The sequence below is a fragment of the Paraliobacillus ryukyuensis genome (assembly GCF_003315295.1).
Lineage (GTDB): Bacteria > Bacillota > Bacilli > Bacillales > Amphibacillaceae > Paraliobacillus > Paraliobacillus ryukyuensis.
This window is the reverse complement of the sequence record NZ_QNRI01000001.1, coordinates 574,042-592,966: the sequence shown is the minus strand read 5'-3', so window position 1 is coordinate 592,966 and position 18,925 is coordinate 574,042. Positions and strand designations below refer to the sequence as shown.

At 36.5% G+C, this 18,925-nt stretch carries 19 protein-coding genes, 1 pseudogene and 1 other annotated feature; of the genes and pseudogenes, 19 read left to right on the top strand and 1 reads right to left on the bottom strand.

Annotated elements, in window-relative coordinates; translation table 11 throughout:
- The first annotated feature begins 23 nt into the window (after positions 1-23).
- From ftsZ to ileS, 15 genes and pseudogenes are all read left to right on the top strand, one after another.
- The gene (ftsZ, locus tag DES48_RS03130; RefSeq protein WP_113866733.1) at positions 24-1,151 is read left to right on the top strand and encodes a cell division protein FtsZ; all 1,128 of its coding nucleotides are present in this window, start codon (positions 24-26) and stop codon (positions 1,149-1,151) included.
- Between the two features lie 135 nt (positions 1,152-1,286).
- Positions 1,287-2,336 (top strand): IS1595 family transposase, encoded by a 1,050-nt coding sequence (locus DES48_RS03125; RefSeq protein ID WP_113866731.1) that lies wholly within the window; start codon positions 1,287-1,289, stop codon positions 2,334-2,336.
- Positions 2,337-2,391: 55 nt separating this feature from the next.
- A complete protein-coding gene (locus tag DES48_RS03120; RefSeq protein WP_245911263.1) occupies positions 2,392-2,877 on the top strand; it encodes an NUDIX hydrolase in 486 nt (161 codons plus the stop codon).
- A gap of 286 nt (positions 2,878-3,163) precedes the next feature.
- Positions 3,164-4,081: a sigma-E processing peptidase SpoIIGA gene (gene spoIIGA / locus DES48_RS03115; protein WP_342769923.1), complete on the top strand. Its 918-nt coding sequence runs from the start codon at positions 3,164-3,166 to the stop codon at positions 4,079-4,081.
- Between the two features lie 27 nt (positions 4,082-4,108).
- A complete protein-coding gene (gene sigE, locus DES48_RS03110) occupies positions 4,109-4,816 on the top strand; it encodes an RNA polymerase sporulation sigma factor SigE (protein ID WP_113866832.1) in 708 nt (235 codons plus the stop codon).
- A 122-nt stretch (positions 4,817-4,938) separates the two neighbouring features.
- On the top strand, positions 4,939-5,718 hold the full coding sequence (gene sigG / locus DES48_RS03105) for an RNA polymerase sporulation sigma factor SigG (RefSeq protein ID WP_079709372.1): 780 nt from the start codon (positions 4,939-4,941) through the stop codon (positions 5,716-5,718).
- A 215-nt stretch (positions 5,719-5,933) separates the two neighbouring features.
- Positions 5,934-6,185: a YlmC/YmxH family sporulation protein gene (locus DES48_RS03100; protein WP_113866729.1), complete on the top strand. Its 252-nt coding sequence runs from the start codon at positions 5,934-5,936 to the stop codon at positions 6,183-6,185.
- A 78-nt stretch (positions 6,186-6,263) separates the two neighbouring features.
- Positions 6,264-7,064 carry a peptidoglycan editing factor PgeF gene (gene pgeF, locus DES48_RS03095; protein ID WP_245911262.1) on the top strand — a complete coding sequence of 267 codons (801 nt, stop codon included), beginning with the start codon at positions 6,264-6,266 and terminating at the stop codon, positions 7,062-7,064.
- A 31-nt stretch (positions 7,065-7,095) separates the two neighbouring features.
- Positions 7,096-7,776, top strand: a complete 681-nt coding sequence (locus DES48_RS03090) for a YggS family pyridoxal phosphate-dependent enzyme (RefSeq protein ID WP_113866727.1) — start codon at positions 7,096-7,098, stop codon at positions 7,774-7,776.
- Positions 7,777-7,791: 15 nt separating this feature from the next.
- Entirely contained in the window at positions 7,792-8,244 is a 453-nt protein-coding gene (locus tag DES48_RS03085; RefSeq protein WP_079709375.1) for a cell division protein SepF, read from the top strand.
- A gap of 5 nt (positions 8,245-8,249) precedes the next feature.
- Complete coding sequence (locus tag DES48_RS03080; protein WP_113866725.1) at positions 8,250-8,513, top strand: YggT family protein; 264 nt, start codon at positions 8,250-8,252, stop codon at positions 8,511-8,513.
- 26 nt (positions 8,514-8,539) lie between these two features.
- On the top strand, positions 8,540-9,313 hold the full coding sequence (locus tag DES48_RS03075) for a YlmH family RNA-binding protein (protein WP_079709377.1): 774 nt from the start codon (positions 8,540-8,542) through the stop codon (positions 9,311-9,313).
- A gap of 85 nt (positions 9,314-9,398) precedes the next feature.
- Complete coding sequence (locus tag DES48_RS03070) at positions 9,399-9,911, top strand: DivIVA domain-containing protein (protein WP_079709378.1); 513 nt, start codon at positions 9,399-9,401, stop codon at positions 9,909-9,911.
- A 66-nt stretch (positions 9,912-9,977) separates the two neighbouring features.
- Positions 9,978-10,197: a binding site (T-box leader), on the top strand.
- Positions 10,198-10,311: 114 nt separating this feature from the next.
- Positions 10,312-10,446, top strand: a pseudogene (locus DES48_RS16565) (transposase); the annotation flags it as partial.
- Positions 10,447-10,771: 325 nt separating this feature from the next.
- Positions 10,772-13,525 carry an isoleucine--tRNA ligase gene (ileS, locus tag DES48_RS03060; protein ID WP_113866723.1) on the top strand — a complete coding sequence of 918 codons (2,754 nt, stop codon included), beginning with the start codon at positions 10,772-10,774 and terminating at the stop codon, positions 13,523-13,525.
- Between the two features lie 288 nt (positions 13,526-13,813).
- On the opposite strand, the gene DES48_RS03055 is transcribed toward ileS, so the two are convergent.
- Positions 13,814-15,064 (bottom strand): MDR family MFS transporter, encoded by a 1,251-nt coding sequence (locus tag DES48_RS03055; RefSeq protein ID WP_113866721.1) that lies wholly within the window; start codon positions 15,062-15,064, stop codon positions 13,814-13,816.
- A gap of 193 nt (positions 15,065-15,257) precedes the next feature.
- On the opposite strand from DES48_RS03055, the gene lspA reads away from it, so the two are divergent.
- From lspA to DES48_RS03035, 4 genes are all read left to right on the top strand, one after another.
- On the top strand, positions 15,258-15,728 hold the full coding sequence (gene lspA / locus DES48_RS03050; protein WP_113866719.1) for a signal peptidase II: 471 nt from the start codon (positions 15,258-15,260) through the stop codon (positions 15,726-15,728).
- Positions 15,725-16,642, top strand: a complete 918-nt coding sequence (locus tag DES48_RS03045) for an RluA family pseudouridine synthase (protein WP_113866717.1) — start codon at positions 15,725-15,727, stop codon at positions 16,640-16,642. The genes lspA and DES48_RS03045 overlap by 4 nt, the downstream gene beginning before the upstream one ends.
- Positions 16,643-16,831: 189 nt before the next feature.
- Complete coding sequence (gene pyrR / locus DES48_RS03040; protein WP_113866715.1) at positions 16,832-17,374, top strand: bifunctional pyr operon transcriptional regulator/uracil phosphoribosyltransferase PyrR; 543 nt, start codon at positions 16,832-16,834, stop codon at positions 17,372-17,374.
- 144 nt (positions 17,375-17,518) lie between these two features.
- Positions 17,519-18,886, top strand: coding sequence for a solute carrier family 23 protein (locus DES48_RS03035; RefSeq protein ID WP_079709384.1), 1,368 nt, complete (start codon positions 17,519-17,521; stop codon positions 18,884-18,886).
- Positions 18,887-18,925: the final 39 nt, after the last annotated feature.

Genomic DNA, 18,925 nt, shown 5'->3' with positions numbered 1-18,925 from the left:
CTTGCAAATTAGGAGGAACAAAGATGTTAGAGTTTGATACGGAAATGGATCAACTTGCGACAATAAAAGTAATCGGTGTTGGCGGTGGCGGAAGTAACGCTGTAAATCGCATGATTGAACACGGCGTACAAGGCGTGGAATTTATTGCTGTAAATACAGATGCGCAAGCCTTAAATTTATCTAAAGCAGAAGTGAAAATCCAGATAGGAACAAAATTAACTAGAGGACTAGGTGCCGGAGCTAATCCTGAAGTAGGTAGAAAAGCTGCTGAAGAAAGCAAAGAACAATTAGAGGAAGTATTGCAAGGTGCTGATATGATTTTTGTTACTGCTGGTATGGGCGGCGGAACAGGCACCGGTGCTGCTCCTGTTATTGCACAAGTAGCAAAAGAAATTGGGGCTTTAACGGTTGGTGTTGTTACAAGACCTTTTACTTTTGAAGGTAGAAAACGTTCTACTCAAGCTGTTACTGGAATTGACGGTCTGAAATCAAGCGTAGATACATTAATTGTTATTCCAAATGATCGATTGTTAGAAATTATTGATAAGAACACACCAATGTTAGAAGCCTTCCGCGAAGCAGACAATGTGTTACGTCAAGGTGTACAAGGTATTTCAGATTTAATTGCGACTCCAGGACTAATTAACGTCGACTTTGCCGATGTGAAAACGATTATGTCCGACAAAGGTTCAGCTTTAATGGGTATTGGTGTAGCTACAGGAGAAAGTAGAGCATCAGAAGCTGCTAAAAAAGCAATTTCTTCTCCATTATTGGAAACATCCATTGATGGAGCACATGGTGTGTTAATGAATATCACTGGTGGCGCAAATTTGAGTTTATATGAAGTGCAAGAAGCAGCTGACATTGTGACGTCTGCTGCAGATCAAGAAGTTAACGTTATTTTTGGTTCTGTTATTAACGAGAATTTGAAAGATGAAATTATTGTAACGGTTATTGCTACAGGTTTTGATGAAGCGCAATTATCTTCTAGTCAAACTAGGAAGAAACCTTCAACACAAAAAACAACAAAAGCACCTGAGCAACGACGAGAAACAGTTAATCAAGAAACCCCAAGTCCGCAAGCACAAAGAGAAGAAGAGGATACATTAGATATTCCTACTTTCTTACGCAATAGAAATCGACGTAGATAACAAAATCCAAAAAGCTTTTACAGCTAAACAATAGCTGTGAAAGCTTTTTTTATTTGGCTATGTTAAAGGTCATTGTTGATATTTGTATAATTCGAACAAATGTTCTATAATGTAGTCATCAAACATAAGATGGTGATGACTTTGAGAGCAACCGATATCCTTAAAGCTATTCAAAAACTTAATCCAGCGGAAAAACACCGATTACAGGAGTATTTAATTGGTGCTCTTACTGCATCATCCTCAACAGGAACGGTACTGCAAGAAATCTCTGAACGTAAGAATAAGGAAGGCTATCGCTGTCCTAATTGTGAGTCAGAGCATATTGTACGATTTGGAAAATATTCTACTATCGTGGATGGTGAAGAGGTGAAAAAACAGCGTTATCGCTGTAAAGCTTGTAGTATGACGTTTACAGACCTCACCAATACGGCATTATACCGAACTCGTCACCTCAATCGTTGGCTTAAATTCATTGAATGTATGATTGAAGGTTATTCTCTTCGCAAATCAGCAGAGTTGATTGGTAACGTTACCCACGTCACCTTATTCTACTGGAGACATAAACTTTTAACCTCATTAAAGCAAATGGAAATATCGAATTTTCAAGGTATCGTTGAAATGGACGAGACCTATTTCCTGCACTCTGAAAAAGGACAAAGAAAGATTAAAGACAGAAAGCCTCGTAAACGAGGAGGTTCCGCTAAGAAACGTGGAATAAGTAATGAACAGGTATGTGTTTTGGTCGCAAGAGACCGAGACAAAGTGACTTTCTCGCAGACGTTAGGAATGGGTAGATTGACAAAGGAACAATTAGACAGAGCTATCGGGAATAAACTCTCAAATGAAAATGTGTTATGTACCGATGCTTGGCGTGCATTTAAAACCTATGCTAGTGAAAAAGGTATGCCTATTTATCAATTCAAGTCTGATGGGAAAGTTCGTACAAAGGGTCTCTATCACATCCAGAACGTCAATAACTACCATCGAAGACTCAAAGGATGGATACAGCGATTTAACGGTGTGGCGACCAAGTATTTAAACAATTACCTCGCTTGGTTTCAAGTGTTAGAGGGCATTCATCATCAGCGAAATGAAGTCACGATGAATGATATGATGATAAAAGGGAATTTAATTCCAAGTGTCGAAACATATGATACGCTTAGATTGTCCAAGTTTACGGTTTAAACTTTATTTTTATCAAAGAGCAGGTCTTTTTATATGGATACGAGGGGGATTATTAGTGTCTGGGAGAAAATATCATAGAGCATTTGGTGTATATGGAATATGTATAAAAGATAGAAAACTTTTGGTTATAAACAAGAACGGTGGTCCTTATATAAACCGATATGACCTCCCTGGAGGAAGTTTAGAAGAAGGGGAAGGCTTGTCCGTAGCAATGAAAAGAGAGTTCCTTGAAGAAACGGGTCTAGAGATTGAAATTGACGAAAACATTGGTGTCATTGATTTTAAACTTCCTTGGCTGTGGAGAGATTTTACGGATGTGCACCATATAGCAGTTTACTATTCAGTTAAAATGATAGGCGGAGAATTAAGTATACCAGAACAATTTGATGGACAGGACTCACTGGGGGCATTATGGGTATCGGAAAATGATGTTTCATTGGACAATGCTTCACCACTTGTCTTAAAAGCATTTGAATGGTTAAGTTCAAATAATTTAGGTATTGATACAAAAACTTATGAAGATTGGAAAGTCTTAAAATAAATATTTTGATGACTTCTAAAAGATAATAACTCCAAATAGAACTTCCACATAATTGGAAGTTCTGTTTTATCTATAAAAATCAACATTATACTTTAACAGAGCCTTTTATTTAATAAAAAATAAAGAAGAGAGATCGATGTTATTTTTGATACTGTAGTACTTTTGACAATTTCAAACGGAATTTCTAAAAAAATGCTTAGTCTGTCAGACAATAACTGACAGACATTGTATGTTGCATTCGATATACTAGTTTCATAAAACAGAAAAGGGAGGAGGCTAATAGACCATTATTTATTTAGATGCAGTTTGGCTACTGAATATTTTATTAGATTGGATGATCTTACTTTTAACAAGACATATGGCTAAGATCAGTGCAAGAAACTCTATGATCTTCTTTGGGGCGTGTGCAGCATCGTTACTAGTACCTTTGACGGTATTTTATCCTGAATCCATCTTGCTTCATCCGATAGGAAAATTGCTATTATCTATGGGTATTGTTCTAATAGGCTTTGGTCTACAGCGTCCAATCAAACTGTTACGATTGCTAGCCATTTTTTATTTTATAACTTTTACCTTAGGTGGTGCGTTAACAGCTATTCATTTTTTTCTGTCAAATCCAATGAATGTGTCAAAAACAGGTATTGTTACATGGAGTAGTGGATACGGGGATCCTATAAGCTGGTCCTTTGTTATTTTAGGCTTTCCCGTTGTATGGTGGTTTACTAAACAGCGTTTGGACAAGCATACGCTTTTGCAATTTCAGACAGAACAACTTATGCAAGTCATTATTCAATTAGATAACCAAATTGTACAAACCACTGGTTACGTCGATAGTGGTAATCAATTAATCGATCCTTTTTCCCGAAAAACAGTAGTAGTTTGTGATTTTACAGTCATCAAACAATTATTTAGTGAAGAAACCATTCAATTAATGAAAAAAGTAAAGGAAGATAATTCTTTTGAACAATTATACGACAAGATTCATTTACCGGTTAATCTTGTCCCGTATCAAGATGTATCAGGACAATCACAATTTATGCTAGTGTTTAGACCTGATAAGTTCACGATTTTTAATAATCAGACGCGCATTGATGCATCTAATGTGTTAATTGGCTTACAGTTTGGCCAATTAACACAAGATGAAATTTATCATTGCTTGCTACATCCAGCTTTATTTAATCAAACAAGTAAACAAATTTCATAGGAGGAAAAAGCATTGTTTAAAAAATGGATATTCCGATTGCAATTAACTTGGTACCGAATTCGCAGAAAATTAGGTCTGAAGCCAAAAGAAATATACTACATAGGAGGTAGCGAAGCCTTACCACCTCCATTATCAAAAGAAGAAGAACAAATACTTTTACAAAAGCTATCGACTGGAGATCAAGCAGCAAGAGCTATGTTAATTGAACGTAATCTAAGACTAGTTGTTTACATCGCACGAAAATTTGAAAACACTGGAATTAATATAGAAGATTTAATCAGCATAGGAACAATTGGTTTAATTAAAGCAATCAACACGTTTAATATAGACAAAAAAATTAAACTAGCAACTTATGCTTCTAGATGTATTGAAAATGAGATTCTGATGTATTTACGTAAAAATAATAAACTAAAATCTGAAGTTTCTTTTGATGAACCTTTAAACATTGATTGGGATGGGAATGAATTATTGTTATCGGATATATTGGGCACAGACGATGATATAACAATTAAAGACTTAGAAGCAGATGTCGATAAGAAATTATTAAAAAATGCTTTAGAACAACTTAATGAGCGTGAAAAACAAATTATGGAATTGCGTTTTGGGTTAGTTGGAAATGAGGAAAAAACTCAAAAAGATGTGGCAGATATGTTAGGTATATCCCAATCTTATATTTCGCGTTTAGAAAAGAAAATTATTCGGCGACTACAAAAAGAATTTAATAAGATGGTCTAAGTCGCGTCAGTACTAATTTTAACTATTTTAGAAACAGCTAGCGGGATATTTTTCCTGCATAAAAGATCTTTCCGGTGGTGATACTGTTCCATGAACAGCATCTCCAAACGGGAGGATAGATCATGACGAGACATAAAGTTGAAATTTGTGGTGTAGACACATCTACATTGCCGGTACTTAAGAACGAAGAAATGCGCGTACTATTTAAACAAATGCAAGAAGGCGATCGGAGTGCTCGAGAAAAATTAGTTAACGGAAATCTCCGTTTGGTATTGAGTATTATTCAACGCTTTCAAAATCGAGGAGAATATGGAGATGATTTATTTCAAGTTGGTTGCATTGGTTTAATGAAATCAATTGATAATTTTGATTTGGGGCAAAATGTAAAATTCTCTACCTACGCTGTCCCGATGATTATTGGTGAGATTCGTCGTTATTTACGTGATAATAATCCGATTCGTGTATCTCGTTCCTTGCGAGACACAGCTTATAAAGCCTTACAGGTAAGAGAGAAGTTAATGAGTAAATCACTAAAAGAACCTACAGCAATGGAGATTGCAGAAGAAATGGGCGTTCCTCATGCAGATATCGTTTTTGCTATGGATGCTATCCAAGACCCTGTTTCTTTGTTTGAGCCTATCTATAATGATGGTGGAGATCCTATCTTTGTTATGGACCAGTTAAGTGATGACAAAGATAAAGAAAACAATTGGCTAGATCAAATCTCGTTAAAAGAGGGTATGCATCGTCTAAATGAACGTGAAAAAATGATCTTAACAAAGCGGTTTTTCCACGGTAAAACACAAATGGAAGTTGCCGAAGAAATTGGAATCTCGCAAGCACAAGTTTCTCGTTTAGAAAAAGCAGCGATTGAAGAGATGAATAAAGAGATGTTTGAGTAATATTTTTAATAGTTAGAGGAAAGCAGATGCAAAGATAATTTTGCATCTGTTTTTTGATGTGTAAGTAGTACGAATTATAAAAACGCTTGAACATACATTCCTAAGCTAAGATGTCGCTATTTTCTTCACTTCTTATCCTTTAAAGAAGAATAATTGAAATTTCGAAAAAAAGTAGTAACCCTGCATATAATCAATAGTAAAGGTAGGTGTGAAAAATGGTAACATTGACAAATATGCAGGCGAAAGAAATAATTAAAGTTGAGACGGGTGAGCGAATTGGAACAATTACAGATCTAGAGATCGATGTAGACAATGGTCGTATCAGACAATTAATAGTGAGTAGTAAACCAAAGGGTATTCCCATGTTCTCCAAACAAGATGAACTAATTATTCCATGGAAAGATATCGTGACTGTAGGTTCGGATGTTATACTGGTTAAAGATAATGATAGATTATTATCTAGTTAATTTGTATTGTTTCCGCATTATGTGAGAATTTCAACGAAAATTATGATAAAATAGTTTAAAATGTGAGGGGAGAATGATTTGGAACCATTTATTCAAGATCATTCATCAATGCTTGAAATAGAAGCTTGGAAGAAGCAACAACATGATTTATATGTTGGTATAACAACAAGAGATGGAGGTATCAGCAAACCGCCATACGACTCTTTTAATTTGGGCCTCCATGTAAATGATTGTAAACAAGATGTATTAGTGAATCGTAGTCATCTAGCAACGCTACTTGGCTTTCCGTTAACCAACTGGGTGATGGGAGAGCAAACACACGGCACGTCTATTCATCTTGTTACTACCAATGACAAAGGAAAAGGTGCGACAGACCATTTAACGACCTTAGCTGGTGTTGACGGTTTAATTACAAAGGAAAATAACGTTTTACTAACAGCAATGTTTGCTGATTGTGTTCCACTCTACTTTTGGGACAAAGAAACGAATTGGATTGGGATTGCACATGCTGGTTGGCGCGGAACAGTGCAACAAATGGCTGGAAAAATGGTAGATGCCTTACAGCGTTCTGGAGCAAACATTGCTACATTACAGGTAGCAATTGGGCCCGCCATTTCTTATCAATATTATGAAATTGATCAGCGTGTTTATGATCAAATACCGTTGTCATTGCGTGATCAAGTGACTAGTAAAACAAATGAATCGCATTATTTCCTTGATTTATCAACATTGCATCGAGAGATCTTATTAGAAAAAGGTATCCATTCTGAACATATTTATCAAACTAATTATTGTACGTATCATGATGATAAATTCTTTTCACACCGTAGAGAAGGTGGAAAAACTGGTAGGATGTTAGGATTTATTGGGCGTAAATAATGTTTGAAAGAAAGTGAAGGAGTTAAATCAATTGAGTGTGCAAGCCAATTTGAACGAGGTAAATGCAAGAATTAATGAAGCATGTGAAAACGCAAATCGAAGTTCTGAAGAGATAACAATTATTGGTGTTACAAAGTATGTAAGTGTTGAACGTGCGCGAGAAGCAGTTACTGCTGGTATTCGTGAACTTGGTGAAAATCGAATGAAAGGTTTATTAGAAAAACAAGAAAGCTTAAGTTCAGAAGAAATAACTTGGCATTTTATCGGATCACTGCAAACCAAAAAGGTAAAACATATCATTGATCAAGTCGACTATATTCACTCACTTGATCGAATGTCATTAGCAAAAGAAATTAATAAACGAGCAAGCCAACCGATTCATTGTTTTATTCAGGTAAATGTAGCTGAAGAGGATTCCAAGCATGGACTTGCTTTATCAGAAGTGATAGACTTTGTGAAGAATTTAGAGAATTACCCAAATATACGAATTGTAGGGTTAATGACAATGGCACCATTTACACAAGATGAAACCATTCTTCGTCAAACATTTCGTCAATTAAGACAATTACGTGACCAAATTCAAGCGCTAACTTTAAGTTATGCTCCTTGTACGGAACTATCAATGGGTATGAGTAATGATTATGTCATTGCTATTGAAGAAGGAGCGACATACATTCGTTTAGGATCAAAACTAGTAGGGGAAAGCATATAAGAAAGAGGTGAAATAATGAGTTTTAAAAACAAATTCAAAAATCTTTTTACAGTTGAAGATGACTATGAGTATGAATATGAAGAGATGAATGAAGCTAGTGAACCTGCTACAGATAGCATGTCACGAAGTAATAAACATAATGCATCCAATAATCAAAATGTTGTTAGCTTAAAATCAGTGCAGTCAAGCGCAAAGGTGGTATTATGCGAGCCTAGATCTTATGACGAAACACAGGAAATAGCCGATCATATTGTGAATCGTCGTTCGGTCGTCATAAATCTACAGCGAGTTGACTTTCAACAAGCAAAACGAATTGTTGACTTTTTAGGTGGAACCGTCTATGCTGTGTCTGGAGAAATGCAAAAGTTAGGACCACATACCTTTCTCTGTACGCCGGATAATGTCGATGTATCTGGTAGTATTACACAGTTAATTAGCGAGGACGAAGATTACGAGCAGGGGTGGTAAGTTTTATGATATATGATTTTGTAATGTCATTAATTTCAATATATAGTTGGACATTAGTTATTTATATTTTAATGTCATGGTTTCCTGGGGCCAGAGAATCTTCTATCGGAAGATTTTTGGGTTCAATATGTGAACCTTATTTGGAGGTCTTTAGAAGGATTATTCCACCAATTGGTATGCTAGATATTTCACCAATTGTCGCTATTTTTGTTTTGAATTTCTTTATTCGAACTGGAGTAAATGTTCTTTTTAGTTGGATTGTTTGGTAAAGATGAAAGAGTTTGTAGGTGAGTAGATGGATATATACCAACACTTTCGAAAAGAAGAGCAACCGTTTATTGATCAAGTGTTGTCAACCCGTGATCAAGTAGATACGCAATTTGTAAGAAAGTATAGTGATTTTTTAGATCCACGAGAACAACAAATTTTCCAAAGTTTGATCGGTAATGACGAGCAATATGCACTTGAGTTTTTTGGCGGAATAGCTAACGCTGAGAGAAGACAAGCTGTGTTAGCTCCATTTTATGAACAAGTGGAAGAGGAAGATTTTCCGATCATTTTATTACAAGCTACATATCCTAAAAAATTCGTTACGATTGAACACCGTGATGTCCTAGGTTCCTTTTTATCACAAGGATTGCTAAGACGGAAATTAGGCGATATTGTCATAGATGACAACTATATACAAATTGCAGTAGCTTCCGATATTGCTCCTTTTGTTAAAATGAACTTCACATCAATAAAAAAAGCGTCGATACAATGGGTAGAGGTACCATTTGATCGTGCGATAACAAGTGAAGAACAATGGAATGAACGACAAACAACCGTTAGCTCGCTACGGCTAGATGTACTGATGAAACAAATTTACGGTGTATCTCGACAAAATGCAGCTCAGGCAATTGTGAAAGGTCACGTTAAAGTTAATTTTAAAGTTGTTGAAGATCAAGCATTTCGGGTGGAAACAGGCGATATGTTTTCATTTCGAGGTAAAGGACGTAGCAAATTACTTGAAATCGTTGGGCAATCCAAAAAAAATAAATGGATTGTTCGCTATCAAATATTAAATTAGAAAAATAAGCAGGAATTTTAACTTTTGTGTCGAATTTTACACATCAAGGTAAAAGGAAATAATACTTCATAAGGAGGTGGCCATTGTGCCATTATCACCATTAGATATCCATAACAAAGAATTTACCCGTGGATTTAGAGGTTATGACGAGGATGAAGTGAACGAATTTTTAGATCAAGTGATTAAAGACTATGAACTTGTTTTGCGTGAAAAAAAGGAATTAAAACAACAAGTTGACGATATGAGAGATCGTTTAGGTCATTTTTCAAACATTGAAGAAACTTTGAATAAATCCATTTTAATTGCACAAGAAACTGCGGAAGAAGTAAAAGGGAATGCAACAAAAGAATCAAAATTAATTATTAAAGAAGCAGAGAAAAATGCAGACCGTATCATTAACGAAGCATTACAGAAATCGCGTAAAATCTCGATTGAAGTAGAAGAATTGAAAAAACAGGCTAAAGTATTCCGTACACGATTAAAGATGTTAGTAGAAGCTCAGTTAGAAATGGTTGAGAATGACGACTGGGATGGACTATTGGATACAAACATGGATGAAGCGTATGAAGAAGAGGAATCCGAAACAAATAATTATTAAAGCTTGACGTTTTTGCGATTTTTACATATAATTCATTCACATGAACTTATCATAAATTTTATATGACAACTAGCAATGCAAGGGAGAGTAAATCTGGTTTACTGTCGTAGCGAATTAGGAATTGGTGAGAGCCTAATACAGTGTCTTGATTGAAGATCACCCTGAAGCTTCTCAATTGAACTGGGTAATAGATTGAGACGTTTTCATCACGTTACGATGCCGAGTGGATGAAAATAGTCTATTTTCATTTATCAAGGGTGGTACCGCGAGTCTTCTCGTCCCTTATGGGATGTAGAGGACTTTTTTATTTTCGTGAAAAAATTGGTTCTATACTAAGTGTGGTGGTATCCCTTGATTTCTCAAAGCTTCCCTCGAAGAAAAAATACACGCAACCCCTCTCTTTAATAATGGATATATTGAGGGTGTGAACAACACAATAAAAGTGACGAAATGCATATCTTAGGGCATTAAGCGTTTTGAGCGATTGAAAAAGAAGATACTGGGGCCTCAAGAGATAAGAAGCGTCTTATTATAAAAGTACCTTAGCAGAGGTAATATGCGAGACTCCTGCGGGAACAGCAAATGTTTTCGATGGGACGAGTAATCGCAGTCCCACGAGCCGAAGATCCACTTGGTTAAGTGGCTAGAAGTTAGACGAAAACCGTCACGTCCTGTGACAACGTCTAACTGACCCACGTCCTGTGTGCCCGAGGAAAGCGAGTATATTTACCCTGCGGTTCAGGAAGTATGATGAATAATGTAAGTGTAATAAAAGAGATGGTGGAGTAAAAATGACACCACCACATTTGACAGAGAACCAAAAAATTTAAAAAACAGTCAGTACAAGGAGGAAACTTTAAATGGAATACAAAGATACGTTATTAATGCCACAAACGGCTTTTCCTATGCGAGGAAATTTACCAAATAAAGAACCAAAGATGCAGGAAGAGTGGGAGCAAGAAAACTTATATGAAAATGTACAAAAACGTACAGCAGACAGACCATTATTTGTCTTGCATGATGGACCTCCATATGCCAATGGTGATATCCATATGGGGCATGCACTAAATAAGGTCTTAAAGGATTTTATTGTTAAATATAAATCTATGAGTGGATTTCATGCGCCATACGTTCCTGGTTGGGATACACACGGTTTACCAATTGAACAGGCATTAGCGAAGAAAAAAGTAAATCGTAAAAAAATGACGGTTGCAGAATTTAGACGTAAGTGTGCTGAGTATGCGTTAAAACAAATTGATAATCAACGTACACAGTTTAAACAACTGGGAGTTCGTGGTGATTGGGATAATCCATATATCACATTAAATAAAGCATACGAAGCTGCCCAAATTGAAGTATTTGGAGAAATGGCGAAAAAAGGCTATATCTACAAAGGATTAAAACCTGTTTATTGGTCTCCATCATCTGAATCAGCATTAGCGGAAGCAGAAATTGAATACCAAGATAAACGTTCAGCATCTATTTACGTTGCTTTTGATGTAAAAGAACCTGGCACACTATTAGCAGGAGATGAGAAGTTTATTATTTGGACCACAACGCCATGGACGATTCCGTCAAACTTAGCTATTGCTGTACATCCTGACTTAACTTACGCAGTAGTAAAAGCTAATGATCAAAAATATGTTGTTGCAGAAGATATGATTGCTCAAGTTGCTGAAGCATTGGAATGGGAAAACCATGAAATTGTGCAAACATTTAAGGGGAAAGAAGCAGAACGATTAGTTGCAAAACATCCATTCTATGATCGAGATTCGTTAGTTATCTTAGGAGACCACGTTACTACGGAAAGTGGTACTGGATTAGTTCATACTGCTCCTGGTCACGGGGAAGATGACTTTATCATTGGTAAACGTTACGGTTTAGACGTGCTTTGTCCAGTAGATGAAAAAGGGGTATTCACAGATGAAGCGCCAGGATTTGAAGGACTATTTTATGACGCAGCTAATAAAGAAATTACGCAAAAACTAGAAGAAGTTGGAGCGTTATTGAAACTTAACTTTATCACGCACTCTTATCCACACGATTGGCGTACCAAAAAACCGACAATTTTCCGTGCAACAAATCAATGGTTTGCTTCAATTAAAGATTTTAGGGAAGATATCTTAAGTGAGATTAATCGTATTAATTGGTTACCTAAGTGGGGTGAAACACGCCTTTACAACATGGTTCGTGACCGAGAAGACTGGTGTATTTCTCGTCAACGTACATGGGGAGTTCCAATCCCAGTATTCTATGGAGAAGATCGAACACCAATTATTACGGATGAAACAATCCAGCATGTTTCTAAATTGTTTAGAGAACATGGTTCGAATATTTGGTTCGAGTGGGAAGCAAATGATCTTTTACCTGAAGGGTTCACTTCAGAACATAGTCCGAATAATACATTCACAAAAGAGATGGATATTATGGATGTGTGGTTTGATTCTGGTTCTTCTCATCAAGGTGTGTTACACGAACGAGACGAATTACGTCGCCCAGCAGATGTCTATTTAGAAGGTTCCGATCAATACCGTGGTTGGTTTAATTCATCTATTTCTACTGGTGTTGCTGTAACTGGTAAAGCACCTTATGAAACAGTTATCAGTCATGGATTTGCGCTTGATGGTCAAGGACGAAAAATGAGTAAATCAGTAGGAAACACAGTTGTACCATCCAAAGTAATGAAACAGTATGGGGCAGATATTTTACGTTTATGGGTAGCATCTGTAGACTATCAAGCAGATGTACGTATTTCTGATGAAATCATTAAACAAACGTCTGAAGGGTACCGTAAGATTAGAAATACCTTCCGTTTCTTACTTGGCAATTTAGCTGATTTTGATCCAGGGAAAGATGCTTTAGCCGATGATCAATTGCAAGAAGTAGATCGCTATATGTTATTACGTCTACAACAATTAATTAAAAAAGTTACCAAAGCTTATGATAATTATGATTTCTCAACGGTTTATCATAGCATTCATAATTTCTGTACAATAGAATTAAGTGCTTTTTATCTTGATTTTGCTAAAGACATTTTATATATTGAAGCAGCAGATCATCCTAAACGTCGTAGTATTCAAACGGTTTATCATGAAGTTATTACAAGCTTAGTTAAACTTCTTACGCCAATTCTTACTCACACGATGGAAGAAACGTGGAGGTATATCCCTGGTGTAACAGAAAGCCATGTACAACTAACTGATATGCCAGTGGCACGAGATCTTGAGAATCAAGAACAGTTACAAGGAGAATGGGATATGTTCATGAAAGTGCGGAATGATGTATTAAAAGCTCTTGAAGAAGCTCGTGCAGAAAAAGTAATCGGTAAATCCTTAGAGGCAAAACTAATGCTTGCTCCAAATGATGCGAAAACAAAAGAAGTATTAGAAAATATCTCAGATTTACATCAGTTGTTTATTGTTTCAGAAGTGGTACTACAAGATGATGTCGCAAATGCCAAATCCTATGATTATGTCATGGTGAAAGTTGAAAAACATGAAGGAGAACGTTGTGAACGTTGTTGGGTAGCTTCAAATACCGTAGGGGAAGATCATGATCATCCAACGCTATGCAAGCGCTGTGCTACCATTGTAAAAAGAAACTATGAAAATTAAATAAAGTCTAACAACAATAAATGACGTTGGTGAGTAAAAAAAACTCACCAACGTCATTTTTAAATTCTTTGTGTCAATTGATCGTTTGATTTTCATTTCAACATTGTTAAAGTATGACAGACCGACGCTTGAACTGCAGAGGAAATCTACTTGGTGTCAGCAGGCACGGTTTTACTAACTTGGTAAAGAAGAACACTTTGCCAAGTGGATCTTTGCTATAAATTCAGCTGAGGCGCTGCCCTCGGTGAAAGGGAGCATAAACACAAAAATGATAAAACTACTTGTTAATCAACCTGCGTTTGTCATCTGTGCATCTCGTCTTGCTCTTAAGTCTTTCATAATATACTTCATCACAACCATACCAATCATTCCACAAGCCAAGATTAGTAGTGACATGACTTCTTTTGAAAAGAGTCCTCCTAATGTGACAAACAATGAACTAATCATCATCGAACCATTAAAGACTAATCCATAAACAGCCATATATGAACTTCTCTTATCATCGGTTGGAATACTAGCTAGAAAATCAGATTGAATCGGAACACGCATCAATTCACCAACTGTTGCAAGTATCATAAAGAAAAATAATAACCAAATGTTATCTAAATAACTAATACCAACATATCCAATGGTAAAAATAGCTATGGACCATAAGAATGTGCTACCTTCTTTCCATTTCGAAACAATCCTTGTAATAAACACTGTAAATAAAACAACTAAAATTGTATTTTCCGATTTCAAGAATCCAACCATTTCAACACCTGAGATAGAAAATCCAAAGATGTCTTGGGTTGGCATATCACTATTTAATCGAATGGCGATGTAATTTTCCATTTGATTTTCAATTGATTGGATCATGACACCAGCAAAAACGAACCATAAAAATAATTTATCAAAAGCGACATCTTTGTAACTGGATAACATGCTTTTTAGTACATTTTTCTCCACTGTTACCTCTACTTTTTCCATGGTTTCTTTAATAAAGAAAATAACTAAAATATTAGAACCAATACTAGTAATCGTCATGATGACCAATAATTCGAATAGAAAGTTTTCAAATGATAAGGCTCCAATAATGCCACCAACAGCAAATGCTAGGTTAAAACTCCAATACAATAACGAATACACGCCTTTTCTTTCTGATGGTTTTGTAATGTCAATGATCATAGCATCTGCGGCTGGCCCGTCTAAACCAAATGAACCAGTGATTAAGATGGCCATAACAAACGTTATCTCTGGTGAAACCCAGAACGGAGAGTTTGCAAACGTCATAATAAAAAAAGCTACCATTCGAATAATACCAGCAATCACCATTAATTTTTTTCGACCTACACGATCAGCGTAGTAGCCACCATATAATCCAACAAAAAGGCTAACAATGACATTAATCACAAGTAAAAGACCTGTAATGGTTGCACCAAAATATTCTGCGAAATAAATAGCGATAAAAGGAAAAATAGCGCCAGATACCATGTCAGATAAAAATATTTGTGCGATACGTATTTTAATGTTGCGATGATAGTTACGAAATGTCCCCATTTAGTTTCCCCCTTCATAGACACGATTATCTGTATAACAACTATCTAATCATAGCGGATTTTTTTGAATCATACTACCGACTATAGACGGAGTTCTGCTCCTCCTCCTAATGGATATAACAATTTTCTCTTTTTTACGCTTTTATGGTAAAATGCATAAAGAGTAAACACGATTGAAAGAACGGGGGAAACTTATGCGTTATTATGCTATCGCATTTGTCATCATTGTGATTGACCAATTTACCAAATGGTGGGTAGTCGCTAATATGGAATTGCGAGAAAGTATACCAGTCATTGAAAATTTCTTTTATATTACTTCTCATCGAAATACAGGTGCTGCATGGGGCATACTTGCAGGTCGAATGTCCTTTTTTTACATCATTACAATCATTGTGATTATCTTTGTTGCCTATTACATACAAAAATTTGCAAAAGACAGTATGTTAACAGGGATTTCGTTAGCCTTAATTTTAGGTGGGGCAATTGGTAATTTTATTGATCGTCTCTTTCGTAAAGAAGTGGTCGACTTTTTTGATATGTATATTGGAAACTACAATTATCCCATTTTTAACATTGCAGATTCTTCACTTGTAGTGGGAGTAATTTTAGTACTAATCGCAACATTTATGGATGAAAAGAAGAAGAAGGAGCGTAAACAAGCATGACATCAGAAGAAAGCCATGTGGTAAGTGAAGCGGAAAGTGGTACGCGTATTGATAAGTTGTTGACGACCATTTTACCTGACGTTTCACGTTCACAATTACAAATGTGGATTAAAGATGGTTACGTGTTAGTGGATGGTAACCAAGTAAAAAGCAATTATAAATGCGAAGAAGCGCAAATGATTACGTGGGAAGTGCCAGAACCAGCAACGATTGAGATCGAACCAGAGAATATCTCATTAGATATTGTCTATGAAGATAAAGACGTTATTGTTGTTAACAAACCCAGAGGGATGGTCGTTCATCCTTCCGCTGGACATTATGCTGGTACACTTGTTAATGCCTTGTTATATCATTGTAATGATTTATCGGGTATAAACGGCGAGATCCGACCTGGCATTGTGCATCGAATTGATCGAGATACAAGCGGACTATTGATGGTAGCTAAACATGACCAAGCTCATCAAAAATTAGCAGAACAGTTACAAGAAAAGAGGGTAAAACGATCTTATGAAGCGATCGTTCATGGTGCCATTCCACATGAATATGGCACTATAGATGCTCCACTTGGGCGTGATCCGAAAGACCGTCAAAAAATGGGCGTGATTACTGGTGGCAAACCAGCGATTACCCACTTTGAAGTAATTGAACGTATCAACAATAATTATACGCACGTGAAGTGTGTGTTAGAAACAGGAAGAACGCATCAAATTCGGGTGCATATGAAATATATTGGGTTTCCATTAGTTGGCGATCCAAAGTATGGACCAAGGAAAACGTTAAAAATTGATGGACAAGCGTTGCATGCGAGAGAATTAGGTTTCGAACATCCAACTACAAACGAATGGATGCACTTTGAAGTAGAACCACCAGCAATCTTTAATGAAACATTACAAAAAGTGAAAGAATTCTATTGACATAAACACCATTCAATGTGATAATAATTAAAAGTGAATTGACCTTTAAAAGACAGTCCCGTGAGGCTGAAAAGGAAACGGTAAATACGAAGCAGTATACGTATGTCTTAAATCCTTTTCTTCTTTACGGAGAAAAGGATTTTTTTGTAGCCAAATGGTCAAACAGATAAAACAAGGAGCGATTAGGCAATGAAACAAAAAGCGGTGGTATTAGATCAAGCAGCCATCAATCGGGCACTCACAAGAATCGCACACGAAATTCTAGAACGCAACAAAGGTGTCGATAACCTAATGCTTGTTGGTATTAAAACTAGAGGCGTTCCTTTATCCGAGCGTTTGCGTGATAAAATTGCATCAATTGAAGGTGTAGAAATTCCAATTGGACAAATTGATATTACGCTGTATCGCGATGACTTAAGCCACACATCAGCAGGACAAGAACCGGAATTCCGTGATGCTGATTTTCAAGCACAGATTACTGGGAAGAAAATTATTTTAGTCGATGATGTGTTATTTACCGGTAGAACGGTAAGAGCTGCAATGGATGCGATTATTGACCAAGGAAGACCTTCACAAATTCAGTTAGCCGTATTAATCGACCGAGGCCATCGAGAATTACCAATTCGTGCTGATTATATTGGAAAAAACATCCCAACTTCACAAGATGAAGTGATTGTAGTGGGCTTGGATGAAGTTGATAAAGAAGAACAAGTTAGTATCTTCGAGAATTAAATAGTAAACCTTTAATTAAGTCCAGAGAGGCTTGCAAGGTTGTCAAAGGATACGTGAAATCAATTTTTTCTACACGTGCACCTCTTTGCGACTTTGCAAAGAGGTTTTTTATTATATAGAGAGCAATTAGGGGAGGAACGAATAATGTCACAACAAGAAATCGTAATGGATGTAAGAGATGTACCACAAAAATCAAAATGGCTGATGCTTAGTCTTCAGCACTTATTTGCTATGTTTGGTTCAACGGTTTTAGTCCCATTTTTAACTGGATTATCACCAGCAGTTGCATTGATTTCCAGTGGTTCTGGTACGTTAGCTTACTTACTAATTACTAAAGGAAGAATACCAGCTTACTTGGGTTCTAGTTTCGCTTTTATTACACCAATTATCTCAGCAATCAACGATAGTGGCGTTCCTGGTGCTATGATTGGAAGCTTTTTTGCAGGATTAGTTTATGGAATCTTAGCACTTCTTATCGGATCATTTGGCTTGGATTGGTTAATGAAGGTCTTACCGCCTGTCGTCGTAGGTCCAGTAATCATAGTGATTGGTTTAGGATTAGCGCCAACAGCAATCGATATGGCGATGAATGTAGATGGCAATTATAGTGGAAAACACTTTTTAGTTGCAATTGTAACACTAGCAATTACGATCATCGGATCATTATTTTTTAGAGGATTTTTCGGACTTATTCCCATTTTAATAGGTATTGTATGTGGTTATCTGTTCGCACTAACACAAGGTATTGTTGATACTTCTACAATAAGTGATACGTGGTCATCCATTGTTGGAGCAGACTCAATTGGGACATTTTTTGGAGCGATATTTGTTGCTCCAGGGTTCACAATACCATTTGTCGATTATAATCCGCTAGATGTGTTTAGCTGGAGTGTATTTTGGATCATGGTGCCAGTAGCGACAGTAACGATTGCTGAGCATATTGGTGATCAAATGGTTTTGTCAAAAGTAGCAAGTAAAAATTTTCTTAAGAAACCAGGTCTACATCGTTCCATTCTAGGTGATGGAGTAGCAACAATGATTGCTTCTTTCCTAGGTGGACCACCAAATACAACCTATGGTGAAAATATCGGCGTGCTTGCAATTACGCGCGTGTTCAGTGTGTTTGTGATTGGTGGTGCAGCGGTTCTTGCTATACTATTTGGATTTATTGGTATTATCTCGGACTTAATAAGTTCCATTCCACAAGCGGTAATGGGAGGTGTATCGATTCTATTATTCGGTATTATTGCATCTAGTGGATTACGCATGCTTATCGATAATCAAGTTGACTTAGGCAAAAACCGTAACCTGATTGTTGCATCGGTTATTCTAGTGATTGGCATTGGTGGCGCTATGGTTCAATTTAATATTGCGGGGGTTGATTTTAAAGTAGAAGGAATGGCTCTAGCAGCGATCACTGGAGTTGTTTTAAATTTAATCTTGCCTAATAAAGAAGATGCATATGGAAATGGAAAAATGTTTGAAGCAGATGAAAATAATGAGGAAGCGTAAAGGGAGGGACTGTCTTAATAAGGACAGTCCCTTCAACTA